Annotated in this window: 10 protein-coding genes and 1 tRNA gene; 10 read left to right on the top strand and 1 reads right to left on the bottom strand. The window is 36.3% G+C overall.

The genetic code is table 11. The features are described from left to right. Window positions 1–51 precede the first annotated feature (51 nt). The 6 genes from ftsZ (at window position 52) to IPJ80_02015 (ending at window position 12886) form a co-directional block, all read left to right on the top strand. Window positions 52–1443: a cell division protein FtsZ gene (gene ftsZ, locus IPJ80_02040; GenBank protein ID MBK7912260.1), complete on the top strand. Its 1392-nt coding sequence runs from the start codon at window positions 52–54 to the stop codon at window positions 1441–1443. A gap of 170 nt (window positions 1444–1613) precedes the next feature. Further along, on the top strand, window positions 1614–3500 hold the full coding sequence (locus IPJ80_02035; protein MBK7912259.1) for a PKD domain-containing protein: 1887 nt from the start codon (window positions 1614–1616) through the stop codon (window positions 3498–3500). Window positions 3501–3620: 120 nt separating this feature from the next. Beyond that, on the top strand, window positions 3621–5399 hold the full coding sequence (locus tag IPJ80_02030; GenBank protein MBK7912258.1) for an ATP-binding cassette domain-containing protein: 1779 nt from the start codon (window positions 3621–3623) through the stop codon (window positions 5397–5399). Between the two features lie 20 nt (window positions 5400–5419). Continuing rightward, on the top strand, window positions 5420–6412 hold the full coding sequence (gene murB, locus IPJ80_02025) for a UDP-N-acetylmuramate dehydrogenase (GenBank protein ID MBK7912257.1): 993 nt from the start codon (window positions 5420–5422) through the stop codon (window positions 6410–6412). 408 nt (window positions 6413–6820) lie between these two features. After that, window positions 6821–10666: a T9SS type A sorting domain-containing protein gene (locus IPJ80_02020; GenBank protein ID MBK7912256.1), complete on the top strand. Its 3846-nt coding sequence runs from the start codon at window positions 6821–6823 to the stop codon at window positions 10664–10666. A 12-nt stretch (window positions 10667–10678) separates the two neighbouring features. After that, window positions 10679–12886 carry a PQQ-dependent sugar dehydrogenase gene (locus IPJ80_02015; protein ID MBK7912255.1) on the top strand — a complete coding sequence of 736 codons (2208 nt, stop codon included), beginning with the start codon at window positions 10679–10681 and terminating at the stop codon, window positions 12884–12886. 39 nt (window positions 12887–12925) lie between these two features. Here IPJ80_02015 and IPJ80_02010 read toward each other — a convergent pair. After that, a tRNA-Val gene (locus tag IPJ80_02010) sits at window positions 12926–13003 on the bottom strand. A 165-nt stretch (window positions 13004–13168) separates the two neighbouring features. On the opposite strand from IPJ80_02010, the gene IPJ80_02005 reads away from it, so the two are divergent. From IPJ80_02005 to IPJ80_01990, 4 genes are all read left to right on the top strand, one after another. Beyond that, window positions 13169–14017, top strand: coding sequence for a TerC family protein (locus IPJ80_02005; protein MBK7912254.1), 849 nt, complete (start codon window positions 13169–13171; stop codon window positions 14015–14017). A gap of 1 nt (window position 14018) precedes the next feature. Beyond that, a complete protein-coding gene (locus IPJ80_02000) occupies window positions 14019–14840 on the top strand; it encodes a 3'-5' exonuclease (GenBank protein MBK7912253.1) in 822 nt (273 codons plus the stop codon). A gap of 93 nt (window positions 14841–14933) precedes the next feature. Then, the gene (locus tag IPJ80_01995; protein ID MBK7912252.1) at window positions 14934–15668 is read left to right on the top strand and encodes a hypothetical protein; all 735 of its coding nucleotides are present in this window, start codon (window positions 14934–14936) and stop codon (window positions 15666–15668) included. After that, on the top strand, window positions 15665–16762 hold the full coding sequence (locus tag IPJ80_01990; GenBank protein MBK7912251.1) for a cytochrome C peroxidase: 1098 nt from the start codon (window positions 15665–15667) through the stop codon (window positions 16760–16762). The genes IPJ80_01995 and IPJ80_01990 overlap by 4 nt, the downstream gene beginning before the upstream one ends. Window positions 16763–17035: the final 273 nt, after the last annotated feature.

The raw sequence follows: 17035 nt of genomic DNA, 5'->3' as shown, positions 1-17035 counted from the left end.
AATATGTAATTACATATCTTTACACCACAAACAGATATTGAAAAATATAATATGAGTATCGGTTCTATCATCAAAGTCATCGGAGTAGGGGGTGGAGGAACAAATGCCGTTACGCATATGTACAGCCAGGGAATTCGTGGAGTCGATTTTGCCATCTGCAATACAGACCAGCAGTCCCTGGATATTAGTCCGGTACCTGTTAAAATTCAATTAGGGCCTTTATTAACTGTCGGACGGGGAGCTGGAAACAATCCCGAGGTAGGCAAACAAGCTTGTCTTGAATCGGTTGAAGACCTGAAATCATTCCTGCAGGGGGATACTAAAATGCTGTTCATTACCGCTGGAATGGGTGGGGGTACGGGCACAGGTGCTGCGCCTATCTTGTCGAAGATTGCACGTGAATTGGGCATTCTTACAGTGGGAATCATCACATTGCCCTTTTTATTTGAAGGCCCAAGAAGGGGTAGATTAGCTCATGATGGCCTTGAGCAATTGAAGCAAAATGTTGATGCACTTATTGTAGTATCAAATAATAAACTTAGGGAAATGTATGGCAATTTGCCAATGTCCAGTGCATTTAGTCATGCAGACAATGTACTTGCCATTGCAGCAAAAGGAATTGCAGAAATCATTACGGTTCCAGGTTATATCAATGTAGATTTTGAAGATGTCAATTTTGTAATGAAAGATAGTGGGGTGGCTATCATGGGTTCAGCGGTCGCAGGGGGAGAAGATAGAGCCCGCAAAGTAGTTGAAAGTGCATTGAATTCACCACTGTTGGAAGATAACGACATTCGGGGAGCGAAACATATCTTATTAAATATAACTACCGGCAGAAATCCAGAAATTACAATGGACGAAGTTGGAGAAATCACTGAATATATCCAGCAAGAAGCGGGCTATGAAACCGATTTGATATGGGGTTCCTGTGTAGATGACAGTTTGAATGACCAGATCAGCATAACTTTAATTGCAACAGGTTTTGGAGCTGGTTACAAGGACCGGAATTCCCAATCTAATGCGCAAAAAATAAATTTAGATCAAGAAGAACATGGCGTTTCAGAACTTTTTGAAGATGTTGCCAGCGCACGTGTTTTTGATTTTGAAGATTCGGATGATTTACAAGCTAAAAAAGTAAACTCACCTTCTTTATTTGATATGGGTGCAAATTCCTTCAATCATTTTAAAAAGAAGGAGGAACCAGTAAATCCAATTTTAAACATAAGAAATCCTGGTTACAATAACCAAAGACCTGCACTAACAGATGTAAAGAATTTGTCAGAAGCAGAAAACATTCCAGCATATGAACGAAGGAACGTACGTCTGGATAATTTGAATCATTCCTCTGAACTCAACACGTCCAGAATTAAAATGGTCATGGATGAGGACAATAAACCGGAAATCCGGGAGGAAAATTCATTCCTTCACGATAATGTCGATTAAAGATGCTTCGTCTTTTCATACCTTTTCATGAGATTGGTTTATTGGTCCGGATGCTAGTCCGGACCTTTTTTTTTTGTAGAAAATTCAAGATTTTAACAGGTTCAAAGCAACCTTTTCTTGCTACCTTCGTAATCTATATTGACAAGTTTATTTTATTCAAAATTTCATATATGAAGCACTTAAAGACCTTATTTTTAGTACTTATTTCATCTTTTACCTTATTTAGCCAGACCCAGGTTTATAAAATTGTTGGGACTGTCTACAATACAAATAAAGAGGTAGTGGCTGATTGGCCGGTTGCTATTATTGATGCCAGCGGAATAGCTGTAAAATTACAAACGGATCCCAATGGCAATTATGAGTATAAATTTGAATTAAACCAAAACCGCTTGCAGGTTTACCAAATTCAAGTGGTAGATCCTTGTCAGCCTCAGCCGCTGATCCAAAAGGCAGTTGCCAAAGTTGGTGAAGAACGTTTTGATTTTGTGATCTGTGCTAAAAACACTTCTGGAGGCTCTCCATGTGATGGTAAATTTACTTTTACAGTAAACCAAGACGGATGGACAGAATTTCATGTCACTACACTTTACAGTGATGCAAAATATTATTGGGATTTTGGTGATGGTCAATCCGGAGAAGGGGCTGACATAAAACACCAATACGGTCGCCCAGGTACTTACGAGGTTACATTAGTAATAGCAACATCAACTTGTAAGTCTCGAGTTAGTCTGAAAGTCGATGTTAAATTTCCAGTACCTCCCAATCCAACGACAAATTGGACAAATAACTGTTGTGGAAAGGTCAATATTTCAAGTATCCCAAACCCATCAGGTTCAAGCCCAAATAGCTTTATTTTTAATGCAGGTTTTGATTTTAAAGCCACTGATATCCGTTGGGATTTTGGTGACGGTACCGGCGAATCCGGTGTAGATGTTAAACATACTTACGCCCGGGAAGGAAAATACCTGGTAACTACAACGATTAAGGGTGAATTGTGCACTGTTATACTCAATACCTGGATTCATGTAAATGGTGTTGTTACACCACCAAATCCTTGCAATATTGATTTTCTTTTTTCAACAGATAATTTGTCGGCTAAATTTCAAGCTGATTTAAAAGGAGCTAAAGCAGATAAAATTTCTTGGGATTTTGGTGATGGAAGCAATGCATCAGATCTAGTCACTTCTCACACCTATGCAAAAGAAGGAGAATATAAAGTAACCTTGTATGCCTCAATAAATGGAGTCGTTTGTCAAATTACAAAAGTTATTAAAGTTGGAACCAGAGTAAATCCAAATCCTTGCAACATTGATTTTAATTTTGCAACTGATAATTTGTCTGCAAAATTTCAGGCAGATTTAAAAGGCTCCAAAGCCGATAAAATTTCATGGGATTTTGGTGATGGCAGTTTTTCTTCAGATTTGAATACCAGCCATACTTATAAAGATGCTGGTGAATATAAAGTTACATTATACGTTTCAATAAATGGAACTGTTTGTCAGATTACCAAATTGGTAAAAGTTGGTTCAAGAGTAAATCCAAATCCTTGCAATGTTGATTTTAAGTTTTCTGTAAATAATTTAACTGTAAAATTTCAGGCAGATTTTAAAAATGCCAGACCCGATAGAGTTTATTGGGAATTTGGGGATGGAACCAATTCGACTGATTTGAATCCGGTGCATACATTCGGAAAAATTGGAGAGTATACAATCACACTTAAAGTTTCGATTAATGGTGCAGTGTGTACAATAACTAAAGTGATTAAAGTGGGTACACGAATCAGTACGCCCGGTAATTCACTGATTGTCATTTATGATGTAAGTCCAAATCCAGCAATCGAAGACATCATGGTTTCAGTAAAAAGTAATATCAAAGCTTCTACTACCTTGGTAATTGCAGATTTAAGTAACAATAATCTTGTGAAAGCAGCAGCATCGTTGGAAATCGGTGACAATAAAATACCAATGGCGGTAAAAGATTTAAAAGCTGGTACCTACGTAGTATATCTCTACTATAATAATAAAATAGTCTCTCGGTATAAGTTTGAAAAAATTTAGAGTTTAAATAAATAGATTAAATCAAAGAGCTACCTGCCAGGTAGCTCTTTTTTTTTTGATCCTATATAAGAATGTTCCGGATGCTAAACACTTTACCTGCAAATGTGTTAGTTGCTGTGTATGGCAACTAGACAAAAAATAACAAAGGAAGGATTTTTGAAATCTTATCGCATATTGCGATTTATTAAACCATATCGGTGGTATTTTATCATTGGGATGGTTTGTCTGGTCATCAGCAGCTCTATGTTTATGATATTTCCCGCTGCAGCTGGCGAAATGGCAAACACCGCCATTGGAAAAGGGACTTGGAATATCCCTGTGAATCAGTTTGGATTAATTTTTCTGGTAATATTAATTATTCAGGGGGTACTTTCTTATTTTAGAACAACCTGTTTTGCAGTTGTCAGCGAAAAAGGCATCGCAGATGTAAGATCTTCTCTATATGAAAAGCTTATTTGCCAGGATCTCAGTTATTTTGAATCTCACCGTGTCGGTGAATTAACAAGTCGACTTACTGCAGATGTCGAGCAGCTTCAATCAGCTTTTTCAGTAACACTTGCAGAATTTATTCGCCAATTGGTCATTTTAATCAGTGGTGTTTTTATTCTGGCCTGGATGAGTCCGAAATTGGCTCTGATCATGTTGTTGAGTTTTCCCGTAATCGTGATTGCAAGCATTTTGTTTGGAAGATATATCCGGGGATTATCCAGAAAGAGGCAGGATAGTTTGGCAAACACCAATATAATTGTAGAAGAAAGTTTTCAATCATTCCAGACAGTTAAAGCATTTACAAATGAATTTTTTGAAATAAAAAGATTTACAAATTCAATTTCAGAAATGATTGCTATATCAATGAATTATGCACGAATGCGTGGTTTGTTTTTTATATTTATCATAACGGTATTGTTTGGGGGTTTGTTTTTTATTTTGTGGGAAGGTGCTATGATGGTTGAAAAAGGCACAATGCCAGTGGGTGATTTGTTCTCATTTATAATTTATACCGGGATCATTGGAGGCGCCATCGCAGGACTTGGAAATTTATATACAGCACTTGCAGGATCGATTGGGGCAACTGAGCGTATCCAGGATATTTTGGATCGCCATCAGGAAATTAATATAGCGGATCATCAGTCAATTGAAGAACTTAGATTTAAAGGCGATGTCTCATTTGACGATGTTAGTTTTTCCTATCCTGGAAGACCGGAATTTCAAGTATTGAAACACATTCAATTTGATATTAGCAGCGGTCAGCGCATAGCACTTGTCGGGGCCAGTGGCGCTGGAAAATCAACTTTAATCCAACTGTTAATGCGGTTTTATAATACCGATAACGGAGTAATCAAAGTGGATGGTAAACCAGTTTCAGATTATAATTTAACTGCCTTTAGAAAAAATCTGGCAATAGTACCTCAGGAAATTTTACTTTTTGGAGGTACAATTCGTGAAAATATTTTATATGGAAAACCAAACGCTTCTGAGGAAGAATTAATGGAAGCATGCAGAAAATCAAACTGTTTGGAATTTATAAATTCATTTCCTGATAAATTTGAAACCATTGTAGGGGAACGAGGTATCAAGTTAAGTGGTGGACAAAGGCAACGTGTTGCTATTGCACGTGCAATTTTAAGAAATCCATCTATTTTAATATTGGATGAAGCAACCTCTTCACTAGATGCAGAAAGCGAGCGACTTGTACAAGATGCACTTGATAAATTAATGGAAGGACGAACATCCATCTTAATAGCCCACAGACTCTCTACAATAAAAGATGCGGATTGTATTTATGTATTAAAAAAGGGCCAAATTCAGGAAAGCGGCAGCCACGAAACTTTATTGCAAAAACCAAATGGAATTTATAAGTCATTGGTAGAATTGCAATTGGAAACAACAGATGTATAAAGCTTTTTATAAATTTGAACATGCATTCATTAAAAGAATATAATAGTTTTGGGATTGACGCAGTAAGTAAGGAATTGATATTAATTAACGATGTAAGTGATCTTGTTAATACAGATTTTACAAAGCCTTACAGGATCTTAGGTGCAGGAAGCAATGTGTTGCTGTTAAGTAATAGCTACGATCGGATTTTGGTCAATAAGTTGAAAGGAATTCAAATAGTAGATGAAACAGACAAGGATGTTACCATTCAGGTTGCATCAGGTGAAAACTGGCATGAGTTTGTAATTTGGTCGGTTTTAAAAAATTTTTCAGGAATTGAAAATCTTAGTCTAATACCCGGTACAGTTGGTGCAGCACCTGTTCAAAATATTGGAGCCTATGGGGTAGAATTAAAGGATGTACTGCAATCTGTAGAAGGATATTTATTACCACAGAAAACTAAAAAAGTATTCAGCATTCAGGAATGTGAATTCGGATACAGGAGCAGCTTGTTTAAAACAACATTAAAAAATCAGTTTTTTATAAGTGGGATCACTTTAAAGCTTTCTAAAATTCCAACCTTAAAAATAGAATATGGAAATCTTAAAGAAACGCTTGCTAAAAAGGGGATTGACAATCCAACGATACAGGATATAAGTACTGCAGTGATCGAAATCCGCCAATCAAAATTACCGGATCCTAAACAAATTGGAAATGCAGGCAGTTTTTTTAAGAACAGTTCTATTCCCCAAATTCAGTTTGATGAATTAAAATCTAAATTTCCCGAAATGCCGGGTTACCCTGACCATACAGGATTGGTTAAACTTTCATCTGGATGGCTTATTGAACAATGTGGGTGGAAAGGCAAACGGATGAATCAGGCCGCATGTTATGAAAAACAGGCATTGGTATTAATCAATTTAGGAAAGGCTACCGGAGAGGATATCCTTCAATTGGCAAATAAAATTCAAGAGGATGTTTATTTGAAGTTTGGTCTGCATTTGGAGCCCGAAGTCAATTTATGGTATAATTGATTTCTTCAACCTACAATGCCCAATAGGTTGCTTTTACGGAGCAAATTGCATCCGTGACTCGAGCTTTTGACAGTCAAATTCAATGAAGTTCTAATTTTCTTCTGTTCGAAATTCCAGCAAGGCCTATTAGCCTTTTTAAGCTTTAGAATCTAAATCAATACGGGGTTCCTAATTGAATATTGAAATTTAATTAATTATAAATCAATATAATATATATTAAATAATATATTTATTTATATAGTACCTTAATTTTTAGATCTCAAGACCTATTCAACTGATTGACATTTTAGACAAGTTCAATAGAAAATTTGGCTTGCGTGTTGAATATTCTAATTAAATTTACTCAATTAAGGCTTGCTTAAGTTATTAATACCTTGAAATCATTGGAATTAGTTTCGTCATAAATAAATGCAGATTGTTACGCTTTTTTATTGGTTAATGGCTTGTTGGTCATTCCCTGTTTCAGTACAGAAAGGAAATGTATCCGCTGAATCTACAATGGCTTGTGCATGCAACCGGCAAGAGGATTCCTTGATTCTCGTTGAATTTTACAATGCGGCTGGTGGACTGAATTGGAGTAATACCTGGCAATTAAATACGCCTATGAGCCAATGGTTTGGGGTAAGTTTAAATGCCATGGGTTGTGTTCAGAGCATCAATCTTCCCAACAACAATATTGAAGGAGAGATTCCTTTCAGTTTAGGAAATTTAAGTGGCTTGCGACTGCTTCATTTATTTGGAAATAAATTATCTGGAAATCTTCCATCCAGTATTGGCAATTTATCGAGTTTAGAAGATCTCGCTCTGGAAGATAATCTTTTCAATGGAGAGATTCCGACTGAATTAGGAAATTTGGGTTCTTTAAGATTTTTAGCACTTGCAAAAAATAATTTTAATGGAAGCATTCCTTCCAGTTTGGGAAATTTATTGAACCTCATTTTATTAAATCTGAGTTTTAATGAATTATCTGGAACGATTCCGGTTTCATTGAGATTTTTAACCAAACTATCTATTTTAGATCTTCATCAAAATAAATTGGAAGGAGTTGTTCCTTCTGCATTGGGTCAATTGGTTAATCTTACAGAATTGTATTTAAACCAAAACCTATTAACGGGCGAATTGCCAGCTTCTTTTAGCAGCATGACGAAATTGAATCATGCTTGGTTTAGTGATAATTTTTTTGTTGGATTAGTACCTGATTTACGTGCTGCACCTTTAAATAGTCTAAGGCTTGAAAATAATGGATTTGATCAAATTCCGGATTATAGCACTGTAACCACCTGGGGAAATCAATTACCCTTTGGATTTGTTATTTACGGAAATAAATTTACGTTTGATGACTTAATCCCATTAAGTAAAATTCATAAAAGATATTATTATTCATTTAAACCACAAGATCCTATAGAATTAGATTCTGTAATTTTTGTTCCTTCTGGAAATACTTATGTGATTAATACAGGTGTTGATCCAGGTTTGTCAGATAATAATTTTAAATGGTTTAAGGATACCAGCATTGTTTATATCAGCAACCGAAATACCTATGAACTGATTCAGGTTTCGGAATCCGATGAGGGTTATTACAGTGGACGCATAACTAATCCAATCATAACAGATTTTGAATTGGAAATTGCACCGTTTCGTGTCGTTGTTTACAATCCTTCTCAATGTGATAAACCTCTGGCGTCCCGTTCTTGTAAAGATGCACCTGAATTTTGCAGTACACTTGGTTTAAATAGTTATTGTGGTACCCTTGCAGTAAAAGATACGAATTCACAGGTTTTTCTTTGTGATTCTTCTGGATTCACTACAAATGCCAGATGGCTTTCATTTGTTGCACCATCAGATACCATTGAATTTGAAATTTTTCCTATGAATTGTTTAGGAATTGAAGTAAACGGTGAAGAATTTATTGGAATGCAAGCTGCCATTTGGTCAAGCTGTGGTGGAGATCCTGCAAATATCATATCATGTACACCTACCTGCCATGAAGTGCATTTTAAAATTGGTGGGACTAATTTTAAAATTGGCGATAAATATAGTTTGGTATTAAATGGTTGCATGGGTGATTTGTGTGATTATTTAATAAAAGTTAGAATTGGCAAAAAGAATTTTGAATTGGAAGAACCCGGAATGATTAACGGAGATCAATCTTTTTGTCCAGACAATCAGGATCATATATTTTCAATTAAACGCGTTACCGGAGCCTCCGGATATTTATGGTTTATCAATGATACCCTGTTTCAAACAACGACTGACAGTTTTATAAACATACAAAATCTTAAACCGGCAATTTATCAATTAAAAGTAAAAGCAATCAGCATATGCGATACCACAAACAGTTCGTTTTTGGTTTTTCAGATTACTCCGGCTTTAACATTAAGTGATGAACTCATTCATAAAATTAAAGTTGATTCTGCATATTCTGTTAGTTTTAAAGTGAATGGAGGTGTACCGCCTTATAGTGTCACCAAGGGTCGCGGTAAAATTGATTCAGTTACTTCAAGTTTTGTTTCGGATACTTTTTTATGTCGTTCCGGCTATGATTTTGAAATCACGGATTCCAGAGGTTGTACAGCAAGTTTTAGCGGTACTGAAAATTGTGGTTGCAATTCGCAAGCGGGGGCCATGCCAACAGATTCAATTCATATATGTGAAGGTCAGAATTTTACTGTAAAATTTAGTGGACCTGAAATTCAAGATCCGGGAGATGTTGGAGTTTATATATTATTTTCAAATCCAATCAACCCAAAAGCCTCTATACTTAAAACAAGTACCAATGGATTATTTCCATTTGATCCTGCCAAATTCAAATTTGAAATTCAATATTACGTTTCACGGGTGGTAGGACGGGCCTTGCCCAATCGCGATGTTAATTACAATCATCCCTGTTTGAGTTTTTCAAATTACCAACCGGTGAAATTTCATGCAAGACCTTTGGTTTCTGCTGGTCCGGATTTAAGTTTTTGTGGATTTGAGGGTTCGATCTCCAGTTTTGGAAATTATGCTACCGGAGTATGGAAAAAAGTAAGTGGACCGGGTAAGGTTTCATTCGAAAACCCTTTGAGTGATCAAACTAAAATATCCGTAGATTCATTTGGAGTTTTTGTAATCAGTAGAGAAGTAAGTAACGGTTACTGTATTAATAAGGATGAAATCAAAATTAGTTTTACTGAAACTCTTAAGCCGGTTATCGATGGATTTTATTTTGTATGCTCAGGACAAACCACTCGCCTGGATGGTGGCCCGTATGCAAAATTTAGTTGGTCAACTGGAGACACCAGTAAGATACTAACCATTAGCAGTTCTGGAACTTATTGCCTGACGGTGACAGATATTAGTGGTTGTACCGGATCAACTTGTATAGCAGTTAGCAATTCAACAGCCCCTTCACCTGTTTTAATTGGTCCGGATACCGTTTGTACTGGAGACATAAAGTTTATTCAATTATCTCAAACATTTTTAGCTTATAAATGGAATACAAATGATAGCACCGGCATCTTACCAATTGATACCGGGGGTACGTATTGCGTAACGGTTACCGGTTCGAATGGATGCCTTGGTACAGATTGTATTTTTGTAGGTTCGAAATCAAGAGCCTACTCGGTAAGATTTGATACGGTATGTTTTGGAGAAACATTTTCTTTAAACGGTCAATTTTTTGATCAACCAGGAATTCATGATGTAATTATTGATGGAGGTGCTGGCAATTCATGCGATAGCGTCGTTAGAGTTCATCTCAGCTGGTGGCCTCAGATTATTGTTAAAGATACTACCATAATTAAAGATGATGGAACCAATAGCGGTGCAATCAGTATTGTAATCAATGGTGGTTCTCCACCTTATAATTATCTATGGAGTAATGGATCAAGATCTTCAATCATAACAAATTTGCGGACGGGATCCTATAGTGTTGTCGTTACAGATTCCAGAAATTGCAAAGCAAGTTTTGTATTTAATGTTCCTCGACTCACAGCAGTTGATCAATATACAATTAAAAAGAAATTGGTTACTGTATTTCCAAATCCAATGCGCGTTAATCAACAATTGATTGTTAGAAACGAAAGTGGTTTGGGTAATTTATTTATAAATATATATTCTCTGGATGGTTCCTTATTCTATAAGACGGAATGGTTAACCCGGAAAAATCAGGATCTGCTTCAGTTGGACGTATCCATGCCGGCGGGAGTATATTTTGTAAAAGTTTTTAATTCAGAGAATAGCTCTGAAGTCCAACGACTTGTAATTCAAAATTAAAATAGAACACATATGAAACAATTCTTTGCAATTTATTTTGCATTGTTTATTATTATTAATATAACAAAAGCTCAAAACGGAATTCGCGTTAGCAAATACATAGCTGGTGTTACTGCACCCGTGGGAATGGCGCATTGCAATGATGACAGATTATTTGTTATCGAACAAGGAGGTAAAATCCGAATCATTGAAAATAGTAAGTTGGTTGATTCTCCTTTTTTAGATATCACCACAAAAGTTAGATTTAGCGGTGAACAAGGATTATTGGGTTTGGCCTTTCATCCAAAATATGACTCTACTGGATTTATTTATGTGAATTACATATCGAGATCCTCACCTGCACAAACCGTTATTGAGCGTTATAAGGTTTCGGCTACCAATAAGAATAAGATTGACCCAAATTCCGGACAAGTAATATTGACAATTAACCAACCTTATGTAAATCACAATGGTGGTTGTTTAAAATTTGGAAAAGATGGCTTTTTATATATTGGCATGGGCGATGGAGGCAATTCAGGAGATCCCCAGAATTATGCGCAAAACAAAAAATCGTTGTTGGGGAAAATGCTGCGAATTGACATAGATACTGCTTCACGGTATAAAATTCCTAAATCAAACCCATTTGTAAATGATACAGCCTATTTGCCAGAAATTTGGGCAATCGGATTGAGAAACCCCTGGCGTTTTAGTTTTGATAAGCTCACCCAGGATTTATGGATTGGTGATGTTGGACAAGGAACCTGGGAAGAAGTAGATTTTGATGCCTATGGTTCCCCGTTTGGAAGAAATTATGGCTGGAAATGTTGGGAAGGCAATAAAGAAAATAGCACTACAGGATGTTTACTAAAAAACGCCTATACATTTCCAATTCATCAATATGCAAGAGATCCCGGAGTGAATTGTGCATCGATTACAGGCGGGTATGTATATAGAGGATCGGATTATCCATCCCTTTATGGAAAGTACTTCTATGCGGATTATTGTGTTGGTAAAATTTGGCTCATCAACAGAACTTCGGATACCTCGTATTCAAATCAATTGGTGTATAATTTTACAGACAATGCATTAGCTAGTTTTGGGGAAGATGCAAAAGGTGACTTGTATTTTACAGACGTAAATACGAGCAGTATTTTTAAAATTTCAGACACCTGCAATTTAAAAGTAAATGTAATCACCACGGATCCGATCTGTTTTGGAGAAGCCAATGGGCAAGCAAAATCGGATGTGCAGGATCCATTAAATACAAAATTTAAATGGTCAACCGGAGATACACTTGCTGAATTAAAAAATCTCAATGCAGGAACTTATCAACTGAGTGTATTGTATAATGGATGTTTGGCAAATTCCTCATTTACTATAAAAAATCCACCTGCCAATATTACTCAACTTGAATATTTTAGTTGTGATGTAAATGGTTTAGGCTCTGATACCATTGTTTTTGCTACACAAACCTGTGATAGCATTGTGATCGTAACAACCAGCTTAAAAGTTCCCGATACTTCATGCATAACCACCCCTTTTATTACCTCTTTTTGCAAAGGAGATTCTGCACTATTAATTGCTTGCGATCCAGTGGGAGCTGTTTCTTATAAATGGTATCGGGATGGTATTTCAATAACTAAATCAAATGTAAAGAGGCTCTGGATTTATGAACCAGGAAATTATCAATTTACTTACCTAGATAGTTTAGGATGTGAATCTTATTTTTCACAAGCGGTTAATATCACGGTATTCCCGATTCCTGAAAAGCCTTCTATAACTTTGAGTAATGATACCTTGGTGGCTACACCGGGATATACAAGTTACAGATGGTTTCTAGATGGAAACCTGTTGGGTGGTAGCATCATAAATACCTGGATTGCTAAGAAAGAAGGAATTTATCAGGTTGAAATTATTGATTCAAATCAATGTCACAGCGTATTGTCTGACACCATTCGATTTCTAGTTACAAAAAACAGTGACGTCTTTAAAAAAATTCGCCCCATTGAACTGATCCCTAACCCGGTAACTTCACAACTTTTGATAAAACTCAATGCATTTGATGAATCAGCAGTAAACTGGAAAATATTAAATGCGCAATCAGAAGTTGTACTTCAAGGAAACGGTCTTGCAATTCGTAATTCGTTGATTGTGGATGTCCAAAATTTGTTGGCTGGTTTTTATATTTTTATCGTAGAGCAGGAACAGGATAAATCCATTAAATATTTCCTAAAAATTTAAAACCAAAAAGAAAAGATACTGGTCCGGTATTGTAAGTGCTGGTGGGTGTTGGCAGGCTCGAACTGCCGACCTCCGCCCTGTCAAGGCGGCGCTCTGAACCAACTGAGCTAAACACCCATTTTCAGCTTGCAAATTTAAAGGTATATCTGTATTCTCCAAATAAGTTTGTTGGATGAACGAGATAGCCCAACATAAACTGGCTTATTTTTGTATGAAAGACGGAGGTTTGATCTATTTTTGACCGGTTATCGGATTATTCAATAAAAATTAAAATTTTGATCGATGTTTGAAATACCTGATTTTGGAAGTTTCGAGATTATTATGAGTTTTCTCACCCTGACTTTTTTAGAAATAGTTTTAGGTGTTGATAATATTATTTTTATATCGATTACTGCTGCCAGATTAAATGATGAAGATAAAAAGAAAGCGACCCGGATTGGTCTTTTGGCTGCTATGGTTTTGAGGGTTATCTTATTATTCGGATTAAGTTTTTTAACTGCAATGCAGGAACCATTATTTATTATAAATCAAACATGGTTGCATGCAGGATTTTCAATCCAAAGTTTAATATTAATCGTTGGAGGTATTTTTTTAATGTATAAAAGTGTTACAGAAATCCACCACAAACTGGAATCTGATAATGACATGGATCATGCAGGAAGTGGAATTAAAAAATTGAGTTTAACAAATGCTGTTATTCAAATTTCTTTGATTAATCTCATTTTTAGTTTGGATTCAATATTAACAGCTGTTGGAATGACCAATGGATTGCATGGGGCATTGTGGTTGATGATCATTGCTGTAATTACATCTATTTTGATAATGATAGCTTTTGCAAATCCGGTTGGTAAATTTGTAAATGAGCATCCAACCATCCAAATGCTGGGTCTTTCATTTTTGATTTTGATCGGGTTTATGTTGATCGCAGAGGGTTCTCATCTGGCCCATCTCCATGTTGGCGAAAGTGAAATTGGTACCATACCTAAAGGATATCTTTATTTCGCAATTGCATTTTCGTTGCTGGTCGAATTTTTAAATATGAGATTGCGTAAAAAAGTGCGGCCTGTCCAATTACATGGCATTGAAAAGGAAGCTAAAAAATTGGGCTATTTTAATAAAGAAAAACAATAGAATGTTCAGCTTAAATAGAGATTTGATATTTTTTGATGTAGAAACAACCGGATTGCATGTTATAAGGGACCGCATATTACAAATTGCAATGATTAAGTACTTCAAAAGTGGAGCACCTCCTGAAGAATTATCTATGATTATAAATCCTGGAATTCCTATTGCAGCGGAAGCATTGGCTATTCATGGCATAGGTCCGGAGCAAGTAGCCAACCAACCAACATTTAAGGATGTGGCCCAATCGCTGTATGATTTTATTGGCGATGCGGATTTGGCAGGATATAATTCAAATCGATTTGATATTCCAATTCTGGCCGAAGAATTTGCACGCTATGGATTTGATCTTGACTTAGATAAGCGCAGACAAATAGATGTTCAGCGAATTTTTTATAAAATGGAACCTCGAACTCTCAAAGCGGCGTACCAATTTTATTGCAATGAAGAATTAATTGATGCACACGATGCATTGATTGATATCAGAGCCACAGTTCGCGTTCTGGAAGGCCAGTTGGAGCGATATGCCGGACAAGATTATCATGGAGACGATAATGAATTTATTGCCGCTCCGGTAAAACCAGATACACAAGCCTTGCACGATTTTACCAATGACTTAAAAACATTGGATGCCACACAACGCCTGCGTTATAACGAGCAGGGTGAAATTGTATTCAATTTTGGAAAATTTGTTGGTCAAACATTTGAACAAGTTTGGCTAAAGGAATCAAAATATTTTTATTGGATTTTGGATAAGGAGTTTTCGTTTCAGGTAAAAGCCATTATTAAAAAATACATTGAATCAAAGAAAACCGAAAATAACCAAAAATGATCTGATAAAGATCATGCTTGTTTTGAAAGATTTCGCCTTATTTTAATCAACTAATTGTCGTTCTTGTTCGTTATAAGCATATAACAACATAGTATGAAAAAAATAAGCTCGCTTTTAGTGTTTTTACTTTCTTTTATGTCTTGTAGCGATGAGAAGGATTTAAGTGGTTATGGAACCCTTCAAATTGTAATAAAGGCAACGTATGGTGGAATTCCCTTATTTCTTGGCAATTCATACGATTATTTTGGAAACGGTTCTATTAAGTTTACCAAAGCAGAATTTTTTCTGAGTGACTTGACTGCAATCGGGGAAAGCCGTTCCGTAATTTTTAAAGACGTGGATTACGTGTCAATATTAGCTCATAATTTGACTTTACAAGATGCAATTGATGGACTCACTTTGAGTTATTTAGTACCCGGAGGAAATTACAAGGGCATTTCTTTTAATATTGGTGTAAATCCAGCTCAAAATAAAACAAAACCTGTTGATTACAGTCCATCCTCACCGCTTGGAGAAGGGACCCATTATTGGGCAGGCTGGAATTCCTATATTTTTTCTAAAACCGAAGGGATCCTGAACAATGGAAATTCGTTTAGTTTTAGTTACCACGCTGGTTTTGATATTGCACTGCGGAATATTTCGGGCGTAAAAGATTTTTACATTGAAAATTCAGAAACCGCGACCCTTTATATGGACATAGACTTTAAGAAAATATTTGAAATCAATGGAACGGGCATGGATATAGCCAGCAACCCTCAAATCCATAATTCCAGCGACATTATGACTGCATTTGTTGACCGATATAAAGCTGCAATTCAAATCAGGTGAACCGATTTGTAAAATTTAGCCTTGTATTGGCAGGTTTTTACTGGTTCAGTGCCTGTAATGAGGATCCGGTTAAAGGGATGGATGATCTCAGCCAGATCCCTTATGTACCAGAGTCCTATTCTAATGTTATACCGCAGGGAATGCCCCAACTGCCCTTCACAACGGAAGATCCACTGACCAAAGAAGGCGTTCAGCTGGGAAGACATTTGTTTTACGATCCAATCCTTTCATTAGACAGCACCATAGCTTGTGCAAGTTGTCATGATCCACGAAAATCATTTACCGATAATCTTCCGGTCAGCCCGGGTGTTGGAGGCAGTCTTGGCACCAGAAGCAGTATGACCATATTAAATACGGCTTATTTCTATAAAGGACTATTTTGGGATGGGCGCGCTGCGTTTTTAGCAGATCAAGCAGCTCAACCGGTTGAAAATCCTGTAGAAATGCATGAAATGTGGCCATCCGTAATTGAAAAACTGAAACGACATCCAACATATCCAGGCATGTTTCGTAAGGCATTTGGGATTAACTCCAAATCAGAAATCAGTAAGGAATTGGCAACTAAAGCCATTGCCCAATTTGAGCGAATTCTTCTTACCGGTGGCAATTCAATTTACCAAAAACAAATACGGGGTGAGTTGTTTTTTGATGCGGATCAACAAGAAGGACATGATCTATACTTTAATGTGGATGTCCTGATCCCGGATGCAGAGTGTTTTCATTGCCACGCTGCTCCGTTGATGATGGCAAATGATTATTTCAACAATGGCATTGATACTGTCGCCAGTCTGGATGATTTTAAGGACACAGGAAGAGGCGGGATCACCGGAGTTCGGTATGATAATGGCAAATTCAAGGCTCCGACACTTTATAACATCGCCTTGACAGCACCTTATATGCATGACGGTCGCTTTAAAACCCTGGAAGAAGTTATAGAGCACTACAATTCAGGAGGCCATTTTGCAGAAAACAAGGATGGTTTTATTAGGAAGCTGGGATTGAATCGTCGTCAAAAGCAAAGTCTGATTGCTTTTTTAAATACCCTAACCGACACTTCCTACCTTCAAAATCCGGATGTTTTAAGTCCGTTTTAAATTATTTTCATTTTTTTTTAGTTAAAAATGACCTTAAATCAGGCCATTTTATAATTTTTTATAAAATTATTATCGCAATTAATTGTCTCTTAATTTTTTAAATAATTAATAATCAATTAGTTAGAATTTTAAATAGAACATATATATAAATTTGTTATATGACAACGGCATTTTTTTGTACTTGTACAGCCATTTAAATCATCGGATACTTGTATCGTGATTGTTTAACAAAGGGAAAGAATACAATCAGAATGCCGGTAAACGTATCGGCGA

This window comes from Saprospiraceae bacterium (genome assembly GCA_016714025.1).
Classification (GTDB): Bacteria; Bacteroidota; Bacteroidia; order Chitinophagales; family Saprospiraceae; genus Vicinibacter.
The sequence above is the reverse complement of the archived record's forward strand: the minus strand, read 5'-3'. Positions and strand labels throughout refer to the sequence as shown.